General features: G+C 58.3%; 11 protein-coding genes. 5 read left to right on the forward strand and 6 right to left on the reverse strand.

Annotated elements, in window-relative coordinates; translation table 11 throughout:
* Positions 1–31: 31 nt before the first annotated feature.
* Positions 32–3,538 (reverse strand): methionine synthase, encoded by a 3,507-nt coding sequence (gene metH / locus JK208_RS03050; protein WP_211574274.1) that lies wholly within the window; start codon positions 3,536–3,538, stop codon positions 32–34.
* Between the two features lie 178 nt (positions 3,539–3,716).
* Between metH and JK208_RS03055 the strand changes: the two genes are divergently transcribed.
* Complete coding sequence (locus JK208_RS03055; RefSeq protein WP_211574275.1) at positions 3,717–4,070, forward strand: hypothetical protein; 354 nt, start codon at positions 3,717–3,719, stop codon at positions 4,068–4,070.
* Positions 4,071–4,149: 79 nt separating this feature from the next.
* Positions 4,150–4,791 carry a TetR family transcriptional regulator gene (locus tag JK208_RS03060; protein WP_211574276.1) on the forward strand — a complete coding sequence of 214 codons (642 nt, stop codon included), beginning with the start codon at positions 4,150–4,152 and terminating at the stop codon, positions 4,789–4,791.
* 7 nt (positions 4,792–4,798) lie between these two features.
* Here JK208_RS03060 and JK208_RS03065 read toward each other — a convergent pair whose 3' ends face one another.
* Positions 4,799–7,006: a TonB-dependent siderophore receptor gene (locus JK208_RS03065; RefSeq protein ID WP_211574277.1), complete on the reverse strand. Its 2,208-nt coding sequence runs from the start codon at positions 7,004–7,006 to the stop codon at positions 4,799–4,801.
* 286 nt (positions 7,007–7,292) lie between these two features.
* Here JK208_RS03065 and JK208_RS03070 point away from each other — a divergent pair, with 286 nt between their 5' ends.
* Positions 7,293–8,378 carry a glycosyltransferase family 4 protein gene (locus tag JK208_RS03070; RefSeq protein ID WP_211574278.1) on the forward strand — a complete coding sequence of 362 codons (1,086 nt, stop codon included), beginning with the start codon at positions 7,293–7,295 and terminating at the stop codon, positions 8,376–8,378.
* Positions 8,379–8,425: 47 nt separating this feature from the next.
* Here JK208_RS03070 and JK208_RS03075 read toward each other — a convergent pair whose 3' ends face one another.
* From JK208_RS03075 to JK208_RS03085, 3 genes are read right to left on the reverse strand one after another with little or no spacing between them, the layout of a single operon-like run.
* A complete protein-coding gene (locus JK208_RS03075) occupies positions 8,426–10,273 on the reverse strand; it encodes an FUSC family protein (protein WP_211574279.1) in 1,848 nt (615 codons plus the stop codon).
* Complete coding sequence (mdtN, locus tag JK208_RS03080; RefSeq protein ID WP_211574280.1) at positions 10,254–11,303, reverse strand: multidrug transporter subunit MdtN; 1,050 nt, start codon at positions 11,301–11,303, stop codon at positions 10,254–10,256. The genes JK208_RS03075 and mdtN overlap by 20 nt, the downstream gene beginning before the upstream one ends.
* A gap of 2 nt (positions 11,304–11,305) precedes the next feature.
* Positions 11,306–11,488 carry a hypothetical protein gene (locus tag JK208_RS03085; RefSeq protein WP_235993225.1) on the reverse strand — a complete coding sequence of 61 codons (183 nt, stop codon included), beginning with the start codon at positions 11,486–11,488 and terminating at the stop codon, positions 11,306–11,308.
* Positions 11,489–11,864: 376 nt separating this feature from the next.
* On the opposite strand from JK208_RS03085, the gene JK208_RS03090 reads away from it, so the two are divergent.
* Entirely contained in the window at positions 11,865–12,809 is a 945-nt protein-coding gene (locus tag JK208_RS03090) for a ribokinase (protein WP_211574281.1), read from the forward strand.
* A 9-nt stretch (positions 12,810–12,818) separates the two neighbouring features.
* Here the strand turns inward: JK208_RS03090 and JK208_RS03095 are convergent, their stop codons facing one another.
* Positions 12,819–13,235: an RcnB family protein gene (locus JK208_RS03095; protein WP_211574282.1), complete on the reverse strand. Its 417-nt coding sequence runs from the start codon at positions 13,233–13,235 to the stop codon at positions 12,819–12,821.
* 227 nt (positions 13,236–13,462) lie between these two features.
* Here JK208_RS03095 and JK208_RS03100 point away from each other — a divergent pair, with 227 nt between their 5' ends.
* A complete protein-coding gene (locus JK208_RS03100) occupies positions 13,463–14,248 on the forward strand; it encodes a DeoR/GlpR family DNA-binding transcription regulator (RefSeq protein ID WP_211574283.1) in 786 nt (261 codons plus the stop codon).
* Positions 14,249–14,307 lie beyond the last annotated feature (59 nt).

The following is a 14,307-nucleotide window of genomic DNA, read 5'->3' on the forward strand; positions in this document are numbered from 1 at the left end:
TTTTCTCGTCTTTTTTAAAAGTCTGCCGTCTTCAGACGGTAAAGTATTTTGCACGCGGATTCAGCATCACGAGTGCTGATGTCGACTGTTCCGGGTGCAGCTGATAGCCGTCCGAAAGGGACACGCCGATGCGTTCGGCATCCAGCATTTTCAGGATCGGCTCCTGATCCTCAAGCCGGGGGCAGGCGGGATAGCCGAAGGAATAGCGCGAGCCGCGATAGGACTGGGAGAGCAGCCTTTCCATGTCTCGGTTGTCGTCGCCCGCGAAGCCTAGTTCGGCGCGGATGCGCTTGTGGGTGTATTCCGCCATGGCTTCCGCCATTTCGACCGACAGGCCATGCAGGTACAGATAGTCCTGGTAGCGGTTGTCCTCGAACCACACCCGCGCCAGATCGGATGATTTCTGCCCGACGGTCACAACCTGAAGCCCGACCACGTCACGGACATCGTCGCTGATATCGCGCACGAAATCGGCGATGCACTCGCCGTCATCCTTGGGCTGGCGCGGCATGGTGAAGCGTGCGGCTTCCGTTTTACCGTCTTCTTCGAACAGCACGAGATCGTTCCCGTCTCCCGCTGCTTTCCAGTACCCGTAAATCGCCTGTGGACGAATGATGTCCTGTTCAGCACTCAGCGCCAACATGCGCTTGAGCACGGGGCGGAGTTCGATCTTGGCGTATTCCATGAATTCGTCGAGCGAGCGGCCCTGTTTCCGAAAGCCCCACTGAAACTGATACAGCGACCGTTCATTAAGAAACGGTAGAACCGCATTCGGCGTCGCTTCCAGAACGCGCGCGCCCCAGAAGGGCGGTGTAATGACAGGCTCGGAGCCTGAAATACGCTCACGCCGGGCTTTTGCGGCCTCACGATCCACCTCCCCAAAGCCCCGCGTTTCCGCGATTTCCGGCGCGCGTTCCGTCTTGCGGCTCGCCTGGCTGGCGCGGCGCGTCTGGATTGCGCCCAGATAGGAGTCGAGGTCGTTATTGGCGATCTTGTCCATCAGGCCTAGACCGTCGAACGCATCACGCGCATAGGCCACACGCCCCGGTTCACCAGCGCCATAAGAGCGGGCGCATTCTTCCTCGACGTAATTGCGCGTCAGGGCGGCGCCGCCGAGGATGACCGGAAGGTCAAAGCCCTGACGGTGCATTTCCGCGAGGTTTTCGCGCATGATAACCGTGGACTTCACCAGAAGCCCGGACATGCCCAGCGCATCGGCGTTATGTTCCTTCACGGCCGCAATCATGTCCGCAAGCGGCACCTTGATGCCCAGATTAATGACCCGGTAGCCGTTATTGGTCAGGATAATGTCCACGAGGTTCTTGCCGATATCGTGGACGTCCCCCTTGACGGTCGCGAGCACCATCGTGCCGCGATGCTGGCCTTCCGTGCGCTCCATATGCGGCTCAAGCCAGGCGACGGCAGTTTTCATCGTCTCGGCGGACTGCAACACGAACGGAAGTTGCATCTTGCCCGAACCGAACAGCTCGCCCACGACCTTCATGCCGTCCAGTAGAACATTGTTGATGATATCGAGCGGCGGCATTTCTGTCATTGCGGCCGCCAGATCGTCCTCGATGCCCTTGCGGTCACCGTCCACGATCCGGTCTTTCAGACGTTCTGCTGGCGTTTCCGCACGACGCTTCTTGACGGCATCAGCGGCTTTTCGGCCCGCAAACAGTTCCAGAAGTTTCTGAAGCGGATCGTAGTCTTCGGTGCGACGGTCGAAGATCAGGTCTTCCGCGACCTTGACCTCTTCAGCCGCGATCAGGTGCAACGGACGGATCTTGGAGACATGCACGATCGCGCCCGTCATGCCCGCCTTGACGGCATGGTCGAGGAACACCGAATTCAGCACAGCACGCGCGGCCGGATTCAGGCCGAATGAAATATTCGACAGGCCGAGAATGATCTGGATGTCGGGGAACTTGTCGCGGATTAGCTTGATGCCTTCAAGCGTCCACTGTCCGAGCTTGCGATCGTCTTCCACGCCCGTCGCGATGGTGAAGGTCAGCGGGTCGATCATCAGATCAGACTGCGGCAGCCCGTACTGGGTGCAGGCGAAATCAACCAGTCGCTCGGCAATGCGCAGCTTGTCCTGCGGCTCTTTCGCCATGCCAACTTCGTCGATCGTGAGCGCAATCATCGCCGCGCCGAACTTGCGGGCCAGCTTCATGCGGGCATGCGCCTGTTCTTCACCGTCTTCGAAATTGATCGAGTTGATGATCGGCTTGCCACCGTGCAGCTTGAGCGCGGCTTCAATAACGGGGGTTTCGGTCGAATCAATCACCAGCGGCGCATTCACGGACGACGTGAAACGCGTGACGACCTCGTTCATTTCGCGGACTTCATCCCGTCCGACGAACGCCGTGCAGATATCGAGCGCGTTGGAGCCTTCGGCGGCCTGCTCACGCCCGATGGCGACGCAGCCGTCCCAGTCATTGGCTTCCTGAAGCTCACGCCATTTCTTGGAGCCGTTCGCATTGCAGCGCTCGCCGATGGAGAAATAGCTGTTCTCCTGACGCAGCGGCGTTTGCGTATAGAGGCTGGAGACCGACGGCACCCAGACCGTACTGCGCTTGACCGGGGCAGGGCGCAGCTTCGTGCCGCCCACACGACGCAGCATCCCGTCCAGTGCCTGAATATGCGGGGTGGATGTGCCACAGCAGCCGCCGATCAGGTTCAGCCCGTCTTCCTTGACGAAGCGCTCCATCCAAACGGCCATTTCCTCGGGGCTGAGCGGATAGACGGTCTTGCCGTCCACAAGCTCGGGCAGGCCGGCATTGGGCTGCATGGAAATGAGGCCGGGCCAGTTTTCCGAAAGCCAGCGGACATGCTCGCCCATTTCCTGTGGACCGGTCGCGCAGTTCAGGCCGAGCGAGGGGACGTCCAGCGCCTGAACGGTCGTGGCGGCCGCGGCGATATCGGGTCCAACCAGCAGCGTGCCGGTGGTCTCGACTGTGACCTGCACGAAGATCGGCGCATCCGAACCCAGTTCGATCCGGGCAATTTTGGCAGCGTTCACGGCTGCCTTGATCTGAAGTGTGTCCTGACACGTCTCGATCAGGAACCCGTCCACGCCGCCATCAATCAGGCCACGGCACTGTTCGATCAGACCAGCTTCCAGATCGTCATAAGCAATGTTGCCCAGCGTCGGCAGCTTCGTGCCCGGACCGATGGAGCCCATGACGTAGCGGTGCCGTCCGTCAGAGAACGTTTCGGCCGCCTCACGAGCCAGCGTGGCCGCCGTGCGGTTGATTTCCCGTGTACGGTCCTGCAGCCCGAATTCCGCCAGCGTGACGATGGAGCCGCCGAACGTGTTCGTCTCCACCATGTCCGCCCCGGCTTCGAAATAGCCGCGATGGATTTCACGCACGAGTTCCGGACGGGAGAGGTTCAGGATTTCCGTGCAGTTTTCCTGTCCCCAGTAATCGCGCTCGACTTCGAGATCCAGCATCTGCACCCGGGACCCCATGCCGCCATCACAGAGCAGGACCTGATCGGCAAGGGCATCAAGCAGATGGGGACGTGAGGACATGGGCAGCAGGCTCTGTAACTGGAAAGGACGGGAGACAGGTTCGGGAACCCGTGATCGGGACAGCGCCTCCATATACGGTAAGAGGCAGAAACGGTGTAGCAAACCGCCTGCATGGCGGCAAAGAGTTGGAGGCATGAAAATGCTGCCCGGTTGCGCAGGCCCTGCTAAAGAGGATTCAATGACCGCGTCCCTGATCCCCCTGAGCTTCCTGTCCGGAGAGTCTTCGTGGCCGGAAGAGCGTAGACGTCATGCGCTGCTCATCGGCGGCGCACGGCCTGAGGAAACGTGGGGCGACGTCGCCGCCATTCCGGCACCGTTGCCCTTCAGGAACCGCCACGCTACGGGATGCTTTTGTTGCAGTCGTGATCCGGTGGTCATGGTTCTGGCGCAGGTTTTTCAGGACCGCGTGACGGGTAGACGTCCGTTTTTTCACGAGGTGGCGGTTCTGACTGCCCCGCAGGAGATGTCGGCGCTCCGGCAGCAGCTTGAAAATGACGTGCTGGTCCGGGCGCGTTACCGGCTCGTGTCCTGAAGCCGGTGGTTTCTGCCTGCTGGAACGCTTCAGCAGATCGGGTCTATGCTGGTTGCGGACTTCGGGATAACTGGACGGCATGACGATAGACGCACAAGAGGATGGCGAACAGGACGGACCGCTGCGGCAGCGCAAGAAGGACCGCACCCATGCCGCGCTGGTGCGCGAAGCCATGCGCCTGTTTTCGACTTATGGTTATGAAGAAACATCCGTCGATGAAATCGCAGAAGCCGCGCAGATCTCGCGTCGGACGCTCTTTCGTTATTTTCCGGGCAAGGCCGATATCATTCTCGCCTGGACCAACGGCGTTACAACGATCCTGACCGATGCCATTCGCGCCGTGCCGCTGGACGTTCCGCTACAGGACGCCGTTCTGGCAGGGCTTGTGCCGGTCGTCGCCTGTTATTCGTCCGACCGGATGGATGCCTATGGGGTCGTCAGGCTGGTGGAACAGACGCCCGCGCTGCGTGACATGGCCCTGCGTCGCTATTCCGAATGGGAGGAAACACTCGCTTCCGCCCTGATCGCCCGCTTGCCCGCCACCGAAATGCCGTCCCTTGTGGCTCGTTTGCTGGCCCGGACGGCGATTGCGACGTTCCGGACGGCTCTGGACGAATGGGTCAAGACCGAAGGCCGGTCGGATCTTGAAACCATCCTGCGCCGGACCTTCACGCTTCAGCCTCTGCTGTGGCAGAACGATTTCCCGATGAGTTCAGGCTGAGCCCCGCTCAGAGGTCCAGCTCGATGCTGAAATGGTACGTCCGCGGCAGGCCGGCCACTGCGGAGTTGGTAGCATTGCTGACGCCATTAATGCTGGACGGATAGACGGACGCCCAGTAGCTCTGGTTCGTCACGTTGTTCACACCAAAGCGGAACACCAGCGGCTGGCCATAGGCATGGGTCGCATAACGTGCGCCCAGATCCAGCGTGACGTAAGACGGCGCAAAGGTCGTGTTGTAAACATTGGCAGCACGACGGCCCATATAATGAACATTCGCGTTGACGGCCGCGCCTTTGAGAAACGGCAGGCGATAATCCAGCAGTGCATTCGCCATCAGTGGCGGGACGCCCACAACCTGCTTGTTGGCCGTCAGCGACGATCCCGTACCCAGCATCTGGGCATCGAGCCATGTCATGCCACCAAGAAACGTCAGATTATCGGTGATATTGCCCGATGCCTGAAATTCGACGCCATAGTTTCGCTGCGTGCCGTAATTCGCATAGACATGCGTCACAGGGTCCGTGAATCCGAACGGGCGTGACATGCGGAAGCCCGCAATGTTGACCTGCATGCGCTTGGCGATCAGGATCTTGTAGCCGACTTCATATTCTTCTGAGCGCAACGGAGCCGTGACGTCATTCACGTTGACCGACCCCACCGGGGCGGTCGTTCCCGCCTGTAGCGAACGTCCCCATGTGAAATACAGCGTCTGGCTATCCGTCGGCTTGTACATCAGGCTCGTCATCGGGCTGAATGCGGCGGCGCGGGTGTAGCTGGATGTTTTGGTGCCGGTCTTGGCGTAGTTGTTGGTACTCAGCCAGCTCCAGGCGAGGGAGCCCATGATCGACCAGTGCTTGCCCAGCGAAATGGTATCGCCTGCCAGCAGCGACTGGTTCATCGTATCAGCGGATTTGTAGCGACCGGAATAATAAGGCTGCACGCTTGAGAAGCTCTTGGGGTGGCCGATCGTGGCTTCTCCAAGAGTGATGGTTCCGGTGGAGGAAGTGGGGTTGTAGTTCCCCATCATATAACCGTTCGTGCCGAGTTCGATCTGGTGTCGCAGCGGACCGGTGCGGAATTTGCCGTTCAGGTAAGCCATATTGCTTCCTGCGACGAAATCATTGGCCGTGAGGGCTGCGGAAATCGTCTGGCGATACAGGCCCGAGGAATTCAGAAGCTGATTGGACGTGCTGAAGACATTGCGCGCCGCATTCTGCCATAGACCGCCGAGCTTCAGGCTCCAGTTGTCGTTGAAATTATGGATGATCTTGGCCAGAGCCGTATCGGTTTCCATGTTGTAGCCCGCCTGTGGCTGGCCATAACCCTTCTGGCTCAGATCCGGTGCCTGAGGAAGCTGGATTGCGGTGCTATAGGCGAAACCGCCCGGATAGCCGCGCTCGGCATAGGTATACTGGCTGGCATCGATCTGGATGACAGTCTTGTCCGAGAGATGAATGTCGAAATCGCCGCTGACGAGGTCACGCCGAAGATGCGAACCTTCGACATAACCTTCGCCGTTCTGGTTCAGCAGGTTCAACCGGTAGCCGAACCATTTGTTTTTCCCCACGCGCCCCGAAACATCCGCGCTCTCCAGAGGAGAACCGATGGAATCCGTCCCTACGACAAAGCGTTCGGTCATACGGTCCGTCGGGCGCTTGAGCGTGAAGTCGAACGTGCCCGCCGGGTTCTGCGGTCCGTAAAGCGCGCCTGCCAGACCGTTCAGAACCTGAAGGCTGTCGAACTGTTCGGCGGCATAGGGCGTGGTGATGACCATGTTCAGCCCGTCCATGCGGGTGTTGGCAATCACATCGCCTTCAAAGCCACGGGACTGCGGCCGGCTGGTGTTCGGATCGCCGCGCATTTCAAGCTGTGCGGACGGTACATACGCCACGAGATCGTTAATATTGCGGCTCTGCTGGTTCACCAGAACATCATGCGGAACAACCATGATGGACATCGGTGTATCGAGCACGGAGCGCGTGCCGAGCGGCCCCAAAGCCACGTCTTTGTTCAGATAATCCGCAGCAGTTCCAGAGCCGTTTCGACTACGAACCGTGATGGTCTCTGCTTTGGGGGTTTGTGTTTTGGCATAAGATGACGGGGCGGGTACGGCTGTTTTGGTCTTGGAAGCTGGTTGTGTCTCCGCTGCGAAAGCGGGCATACTGCTTAGGACAGATCCGGAAAGAAGACAAAGCAGCAGGCGTGCGGATTTCATGAGCGGTCCTGATCAGTCGGTATGGGTGGGCTGAGGTCTCCTGTCCACATTATGGCACTGAGTGTCAAAATGATTCGCCTGTTTTGGTGCCGATATGCGGCGCGTTTCCTCATGACTGTTTCTTGAAAGACACAGATACAAACGCTTTGTTCGATCACAAAACGGAACAGGGGTTTTCATCCTGATGTGAAAATGAGGCCAAAACCCCATAATTTCCCGTTAATTTTCCGTTGATTCTGCCGTTAAAGTTAAGTATTTAGCAATCATTGCAACTGGATGTTGTGTGATGAAAGTTTTTGTGCAGCTTGCGTACGGTTTTGGCAGCAAAACCTGGCGGGAACGCTGGGAAGCGGGCCGAATATTGGGATTGAATGAGGAGCAGGCTTATGGCTACTCCCGAGCTGCCTCAGACGACATAGAAATCGTTTATTCTGAAGATCAGCGCGAAAATCCGCTCAACAAAGCGCTCCGCTATGGTGCACGTCTTGTGCTTGGTTTCGACTTTGTCCATGCGTGGCGGAACCGTAAGCAAATTCTTGCGTCCGATGTGGTGTGGACGCATACAGAATCGCAGACTCTGGCAGTTCTCCTCCTGTTCCGAATTCTGAAGCCTGTGCGCAGGCCAAAGCTTCTTGGGCAGGCTGTCTGGCTGATTGACCGCTGGCGCAAACAGCCTTTTTGGAGGAAATGGTTCTTCCGGCGTCTTATGAAAGACCTCGACCTTCTGACAGTACTTTCGGTTTTCAACCGGGATGACGGTCGGCGTATGTTTCCGGATCTGCGTGTTGAGCGGGTGCATTTCGGCATCCGGGCAGACGATATGAAGCCTGCTCGCAAAACCTGCCAGGGGAAAAAACTCAAGGTCCTTTCGCTTGGCAACGACGAGCACAGAGACTGGAAGACCTTCTGCGCTGCGGCAAATGCATTGCCGGATGTGGAATTCAGCATCGCAAGCAGTTCGCCTGCTGCATTTGAAGCAGCAAAGAATGTTCCTAATGTCACGCTTGTGCGGGCGAAAAACAATGCTGAGCTGATCGGCCTTTATTCTGACGCTGATATCGTTGTTGTCCCCCTTCAGTCCAATCGACATGCTTCTGGCATTACTGTCGTTGAGGAAGCCATTATCCTTGGGGTCCCGGTCATTTCTTCAGACTGTGGTGGTTTGACAGATTATTTCGGGTCAGATTCTGTACTCTATGTGCCAGAACGAAACCCGACGGCGCTTGCAGAGGCGATTTCTGCGGTGCGTACCAATCCGTCTGGTGCTTTACAAAGAACCGAAGCTGCTCAGGAACGGGTGAAAAACGCCATTAATTCCGTGGCATATGCCCGAAAGCATGTTGAGCTTTCAAAAGAGCTTCTGGACGCCTGATTTCGCTCTCTGAGGGAGAGAAAATCCCTCACAAACGCCAGGACCTATTACCCTGCAAGTCGTTCCAGGCGTGCGGTGTGATTGGTCAGATCTGCTCTCTCGGGTGTGACGAGCAGATCTTCCGAGAGACAGCCAGCATCAGCAAGCGCCTGTTTTGTTTCTCTCAGGCGCGGGAGATCAACGCGCGTGTTGATGGGTTCCGCCATGACATATTCCAGAGTGCGCTCGCTTTCCGAAAGGGCGGACTGGGTGCTGGCAATGGCCTCTGCGCGGGCTTGCGGCGTCATGGCCTGAGACTGGAGTTTCAGGGCTTCCGCCAGTTTGCGCAGACCTTCTCCAATTCTGTCTCGGGCGGTTGCAGGCCAGAAGCTCGTGAACATGGCATAGGTGATGAAATTGCCCAGCATGATTCCGATGATGCGGTCCCGCGCGGTTTCCATGTCGCTGGTAGGACCGAAGCCTTTCAGATCCGACAGGTAAAAGGCCAGACCGATCTGAAATCCTGCATAGGCAATGCGCTCATCGCCCGTTTTGACCCATGCCGCGAGCAGGGACACCACGAAAATCAGAACCAGAAAACCGGTGATCCCATCCAGATAGGGCATGACGAAAATGATGGAGCCAATGCCAATCGCCCCCCCGACAAGCGCTCCTGAAATACGCAGGGTCAGCTTGGAAACCATTTCCCCCATGGTTGGCAGCGCAACGATGAAGCAGGTGATGATGCAGGTGTGGATGCCCGGCCAGTCCAGCACCATGAAGGCCAGATAGCTGAGCATAACCCCTGCCGTGCCCTTGACCGCAAACCGGACATGTTCGGGATTGCTGAATGCGTCGTCCGCAAAGAACCCGGATTTTTTCTCCAGAGGGGCAGCTTTCGTACTTTCTGCAGGGGGTGTGGTAAACGCGGGCAGCATGTCCGCCATGGCGGAGGCTGCTGGAGATGCGGTGCTGACAGTGGGGCGCTCGATGTCGGCGGGATAGTCCCCGGCTGCGAAAATGGCGGCCATTTTTTCAAGGGTTGCTATCAGACAGGCCGCGTCTTCTGCTGATAGTCCGGTTCGGTCTGCTTCATCGGCGAGCGCGAGGACGGCCACGCTGCTGCTTGCGGACTGTTTGAGGCAGACCAGATCCTTGGCTGCCCAGATTTTTTCCAGCCCGGCCATTTTCGCAGACTTCATCATGTCTGTCGTGCCGATGCGCAGCATGTCCGTCGCTTGTTCGCGGGTACGGTCATCAGCGCCCCGTAGCAGGCGGCACGCCATGAGAAGACGGGCTGCAATATCGTCGGTCAGAACCCTGCGGGGAGACGGGCAGATCAGCATACCGAGCACGATCATGACTGCTCCCGGCACAGCCAGAAACAGATCCGTATAAAGAATAGCCCGCGTAATGACTTCCCCGACCGGAACCTGATCAATCACGACCAGTCCAAAGACGATAATCAGGCCGAACATATAGGCCACGGGTTTGAGTTTACTGGCCGACCCCAGAAAGAAAAACCCGAACGACAGAAGGGCGATCACGATCACCAGTTCCATCGCGTGATCCAGCGTGATCTTGATCAGGCCATAGATCAGCAGGAGCAGGAACACCACCACGATGTTCACCAGAACCCCGACGAGGGCATTGGTCACGCGGTCTTTCTGCCATAACGCCATCGTCACGAGTGCCGGAACACCCAGATCGGGAACCTGCCAGATTTCCCCGACCAGAACGGTGGTCGTGCAGCCAGCCGCCATGCGCAGCGCATAGCCCAGACGTCCCGGCGCAGGGTCCCATATCAGGCGCCAGATCCGCGCCAGCCCGAGGGTGCGAAGGGGTGATGCGTCCTGGATCACGTCCTGATCCGAAAAGTCCGGGGAAGGGGAGGTTTCAGGGACAGGCAGCGCCATGCCGGACCTCGACCGTCGCGGTGGCGCCGAGACGCAGCAGAAGCGGGTTCGCCTTCTCTAACTGGATGCGAACCGGGAAACGCTGGGCCACATGCACCCAGTCCATCTGTCGCGGCACGAGGGGGAGCGAACGGGCAATTCCGGAAGAATCAACCGAGAGAACGCCCCAACCGATACTTTCAACATGACCACGGATCGGCGTGTTCCGATCGATCATGGAATGGACCGTCACGCAGTCTCCAACCCCGACGGCTTCAAGATCGCCCTCCCGGATATTGGCCATCGCATACCACTCGTTGTCCGCGATTAGCGTAAATAAAGACTGCGAGGGCGCCAGAACTTCGCCAACCTTGACGCGCAGGCTGGTGACATATCCGTCCGCAGGGGCAATGACCGTGGTCTGTCGCAGTTCATAGCGGACACGATCATACGCTGCCTGACTGGCATCACGCGCTGCGATCGAACTTTTCAGATCGCCAATTGCAGTCGTGGCCGCTGTGGACTGGATGCGGGACTGGGCCAGGGAGATTTCGGCGTCGTGTAGGGCAACGCGGGCCTGATCGTATTGCTGCCAAGGAATATAGGATTTCCCGGCCAGAGGCTGAAGCCGCTCCACCGTCCGCGCTGCCAGATCCCGGTTGGTCTGGGCGCGGGAGACTTGATCGCCGGCCGTCGCGGCGTTGGAGGTTTTGACGCTGAGCAGACGTGTCTGGTTCTCCACTTCCGCATTGGCCAGATCCAGATTGGCTTTCGCCTGTCGAAGCGTCAGTTCGTAAGGTTCAGGGTCAATCTGGTACAGCACATCGCCTTTGTGCACACGCTGGTTGACCGTCACGTTCAGTGTTTTGATGCGCCCTCCCACAACCGAAGCGATATGCACCACTTCCGCATCGATGATGCCGCTATCGGAGGAGGGGTGAGCACTGTCCTCATGGGCGACATGTATGCCGAAAGCGGTGGCCGCTCCCACGCACAGGACCGCAATGATGATGCCGACTGGTTTTTTGCTGGAAACAGGGATGCGCTGCACGATCAGGGTCCGAATACCAGCGTCCACACCGTGAGTGCGGCGATGACGCCAAGGGCGACATAGGTGAAGAGGCGGAAGCTGAGCAGCGCATCAAGCCCTGTCAGCAGAAAGAGGACGCGCAGGCCCACAGCCGTCGCCACGCCGATCAGTGCGCAGGCCATCCAGCCCGGGAAATAGGCTCCCATGATCGGAAAGGCCGGAGCGCCGCGAAGAGTGCATCCGCCCGTCAGGAGAAAAGCGGGGCCGGAGATGCAGGATCGGAGGCGGGCAGGTCGCATTGGAGGCAGGAAACTTTCGCGCGGCCATCAGGAGGGCTGAAGCCTATCACAATCATTTGCGAAAGACACAGTCCTGTCGACCCGGTAGGGAAGTCAAGAAAAGAAAACTGCTGCTTTTGTGAAAAGTTGCACGGATAAGCAACAAATCGGGATTTAGGGAGAGTAATGATGCTCTGTTGCTTCATTGCGGCGGGTCTTCCGGCTGCTCTGCTTGAAGGGCGTGGGGTCATCCGATAAGCAGGCTTGAAAATCTTCCCTTTCTCCAGCTTTCGGCCTGATGGACATGACTTTGCGGACGCCTCTGATCCTTTCCTTCGGCAGTATCAATATTGATCTGACGGCCCGCAGCCAGCGGCTTCCCCGCCCCGGCGAAACTGTTCACGCCGACAGTTATGCGATCGGACTGGGCGGGAAGGGCAGCAATCAGGCGGCGGCTGCTGCAAGGCTTGCACAACCGTTCGACGTGGATGTCGCTCTCGCCGGTCGTGTGGGGTGCGATGCGTTCGGAGCGCAGGCCCGGGCCAGTCTGGAGGGTTTCGGCGTGGATCTCTCGCCGCTGCGGGATGATCCCGAGCACCCGACCGGCATTGCCCTGATCGGGATCGATGCTTCGGCGGAGAACTGCATCACCGTTGCCGGAGGTGCAAACATGGCGGTGGACGGAACGGATGTCGTGGCAGCCTCGCCTTGGCTGGACAGGGCGAAGGTCCTGCTGCTCCAGCTTGAAATTCCACAAACAGTCGCTCTGGCTGCCGCGATTCAGACAAAGCGGGCGGGCGGTCTCGTCATACTCGATCCGGCTCCTGCGCCTGAGCATGGTCTTCTCGACGCTTTATGGACAGAGATCGATATTCTGACACCCAATGAAAGCGAGACTTTCAGTCTCACCGGCATTCGTCCCGCGACTGTTGAAGAAGCAAAAACGGCCGCAGAAGCTCTGCTGGCGAAAGGTGTTCGCGCCGTTCTGGTCAAGATGGGAGCGAAAGGCGTGTTCTGGCACGATGGAACGTCATCAGGGCACATCCCGCCATTTCAGGTAACTCCGATCGATACTGTAGCCGCGGGAGACTGTTTTAATGCAGGGCTTGCCGTTGCTTTGGCTCGTGGAGAAAATCTGCCGGAAGCAGCCCGGATCGCCTCAGCCTGTGGGGCTTTGGCGACGACCCGTCGTGGCGCCGCAGACGCCGCACCGGAATGGAGCGAGGTCGCGGCGCTTATTCAACAATAGGTCGCTTCCTTAGCGTGGCCCCGGTCCATATCCCGGTGGGGGCGGCGGAGGCGCTCCTGGAGGCGGTGCCGCAATATTGGCGCCCACGACCCCGGCAATCAGACCCGTTGCCAGAGCTGTCAGCAGGAACTGGTTTCCAGAACGCGTCCAATAATAACCGGGTGGCGGAGCATACAGGCCACGATAGCTGCGCCAGTTATTGACGGCCCAGCGATTGCCACGGGGGCCGTCATAACGGTCTCCACGACGCCATACCCGGTCAGGACCGCCGCGCCGACCGCCACCGCGATAATCTCCATTTCGTCCCGGACCATCATGCCATCCGGGCCCACCCTGAGGACCGGAATTCCGTGGATCGGCAGAAGCCAGAGGCGCTGCGGCGAGGAGGCAGCCTGCCATCAATCCTGCGAATAATTTTGTCTTCATAACTCACCTTCAGGCCCGACTGTTCAACTCCGGGCACTTACAGTCTCAAGGTAAATCCTCTGACGTGGCCGGAATATGGCTTTTAGGGCTCGATCTGTAACGGTTTGTGAAATCCCGGAGTTGCTTTGTCGGTTCCGGAATAAAGATTCTTGCAGAGCGGAAGGCTTTTCGTGCTCAGGAATGTGCGCTTATGTTCGCTTTCTTACATTTCGCGTCAGGATTCCATCATGCCTCACGATCCGCCTTCCACCAGTCCAAGACAGGACCAGATCGTGCGTCTGGTTCGCAGTCAGGGCTATATGGCCAATGAGGAGATGGCACAGCATTTTAGCGTTGCGGTTCAGACCATTCGCCGGGATGTGACCCATCTTGCAGAACTTGGTTTGCTGTGCCGCCATCACGGAGGTGCAACGCCCGTCTCTACGGTTGAAAATCTGGATTACGATGCGCGCCAGATCCTCAATTCCTCTGCCAAGGATGCGATCGGACGTTATGCGGCGGCCCTGATTCCCGATCGTTCGTCTTTATTCATCAATATCGGCACAACGACGGAAGCCTTTGCCCGATCTCTGACAAGCCACAGGGATTTGCGGATCGTGACGAACAATCTGCATGTGGCATCGCTTGTTTCTGGGCGGACGGATTTTCATACCATTATTGCGGGCGGCCAATTACGTCCGCAGGACGGTGCCATTCTCGGGGCCACGGCCATCGAAACCCTGTCCTCGTTCCGCACGGAATTCGGCGTGATCGGGATCAGCGGGATTGAGGAAGATGGCACTTTGCTGGATTTCGATCTGGAAGAAATCCAATGCGCACGGACAATTATCCGGAACTCGCGCCGTGTTCTGCTGTTGGCGGATCATACGAAGTTCGCGCGCCATCCGCTGGGTAGAGTGGGGGATCTGCGGGATATCGACGACCTGATCACGGATCGTCCGGTCTCCGACTCCTTTCAGCGGCTTCTGGATGCTGCGGGTGTCACGCTGCATGTGGCTGAAAATCACGAATAACGCAGCGTCTTCTAACACTATTGCGTTACGAATCACATAAACCCCTTTCTTTATCGCTC

The sequence above is a fragment of the Gluconobacter sp. Dm-74 genome, assembly GCF_018256135.1.
GTDB classification, from domain to species: domain Bacteria; phylum Pseudomonadota; class Alphaproteobacteria; order Acetobacterales; family Acetobacteraceae; genus Gluconobacter; species Gluconobacter cadivus.

Excerpts from the sequence above, each read along its gene's own strand:
- metH (WP_211574274.1), bottom strand. The coding sequence starts at position 3,538 with ATGTCCTCACGTCCCCATCTGCTTGATGCCCTTGCCGATCAGGTCCTG.
- JK208_RS03055 (WP_211574275.1), top strand. The coding sequence starts at position 3,717 with ATGACCGCGTCCCTGATCCCCCTGAGCTTCCTGTCCGGAGAGTCTTCG.
- JK208_RS03060 (WP_211574276.1), top strand. The coding sequence starts at position 4,150 with ATGACGATAGACGCACAAGAGGATGGCGAACAGGACGGACCGCTGCGG.
- JK208_RS03065 (WP_211574277.1), bottom strand. The coding sequence starts at position 7,006 with ATGAAATCCGCACGCCTGCTGCTTTGTCTTCTTTCCGGATCTGTCCTA.
- JK208_RS03070 (WP_211574278.1), top strand. The coding sequence starts at position 7,293 with ATGAAAGTTTTTGTGCAGCTTGCGTACGGTTTTGGCAGCAAAACCTGG.
- JK208_RS03075 (WP_211574279.1), bottom strand. The coding sequence starts at position 10,273 with ATGGCGCTGCCTGTCCCTGAAACCTCCCCTTCCCCGGACTTTTCGGAT.
- JK208_RS03085 (WP_235993225.1), bottom strand. The coding sequence starts at position 11,488 with ATGGGAGCCTATTTCCCGGGCTGGATGGCCTGCGCACTGATCGGCGTG.
- JK208_RS03090 (WP_211574281.1), top strand. The coding sequence starts at position 11,865 with ATGACTTTGCGGACGCCTCTGATCCTTTCCTTCGGCAGTATCAATATT.
- JK208_RS03095 (WP_211574282.1), bottom strand. The coding sequence starts at position 13,235 with ATGAAGACAAAATTATTCGCAGGATTGATGGCAGGCTGCCTCCTCGCC.
- JK208_RS03100 (WP_211574283.1), top strand. The coding sequence starts at position 13,463 with ATGCCTCACGATCCGCCTTCCACCAGTCCAAGACAGGACCAGATCGTG.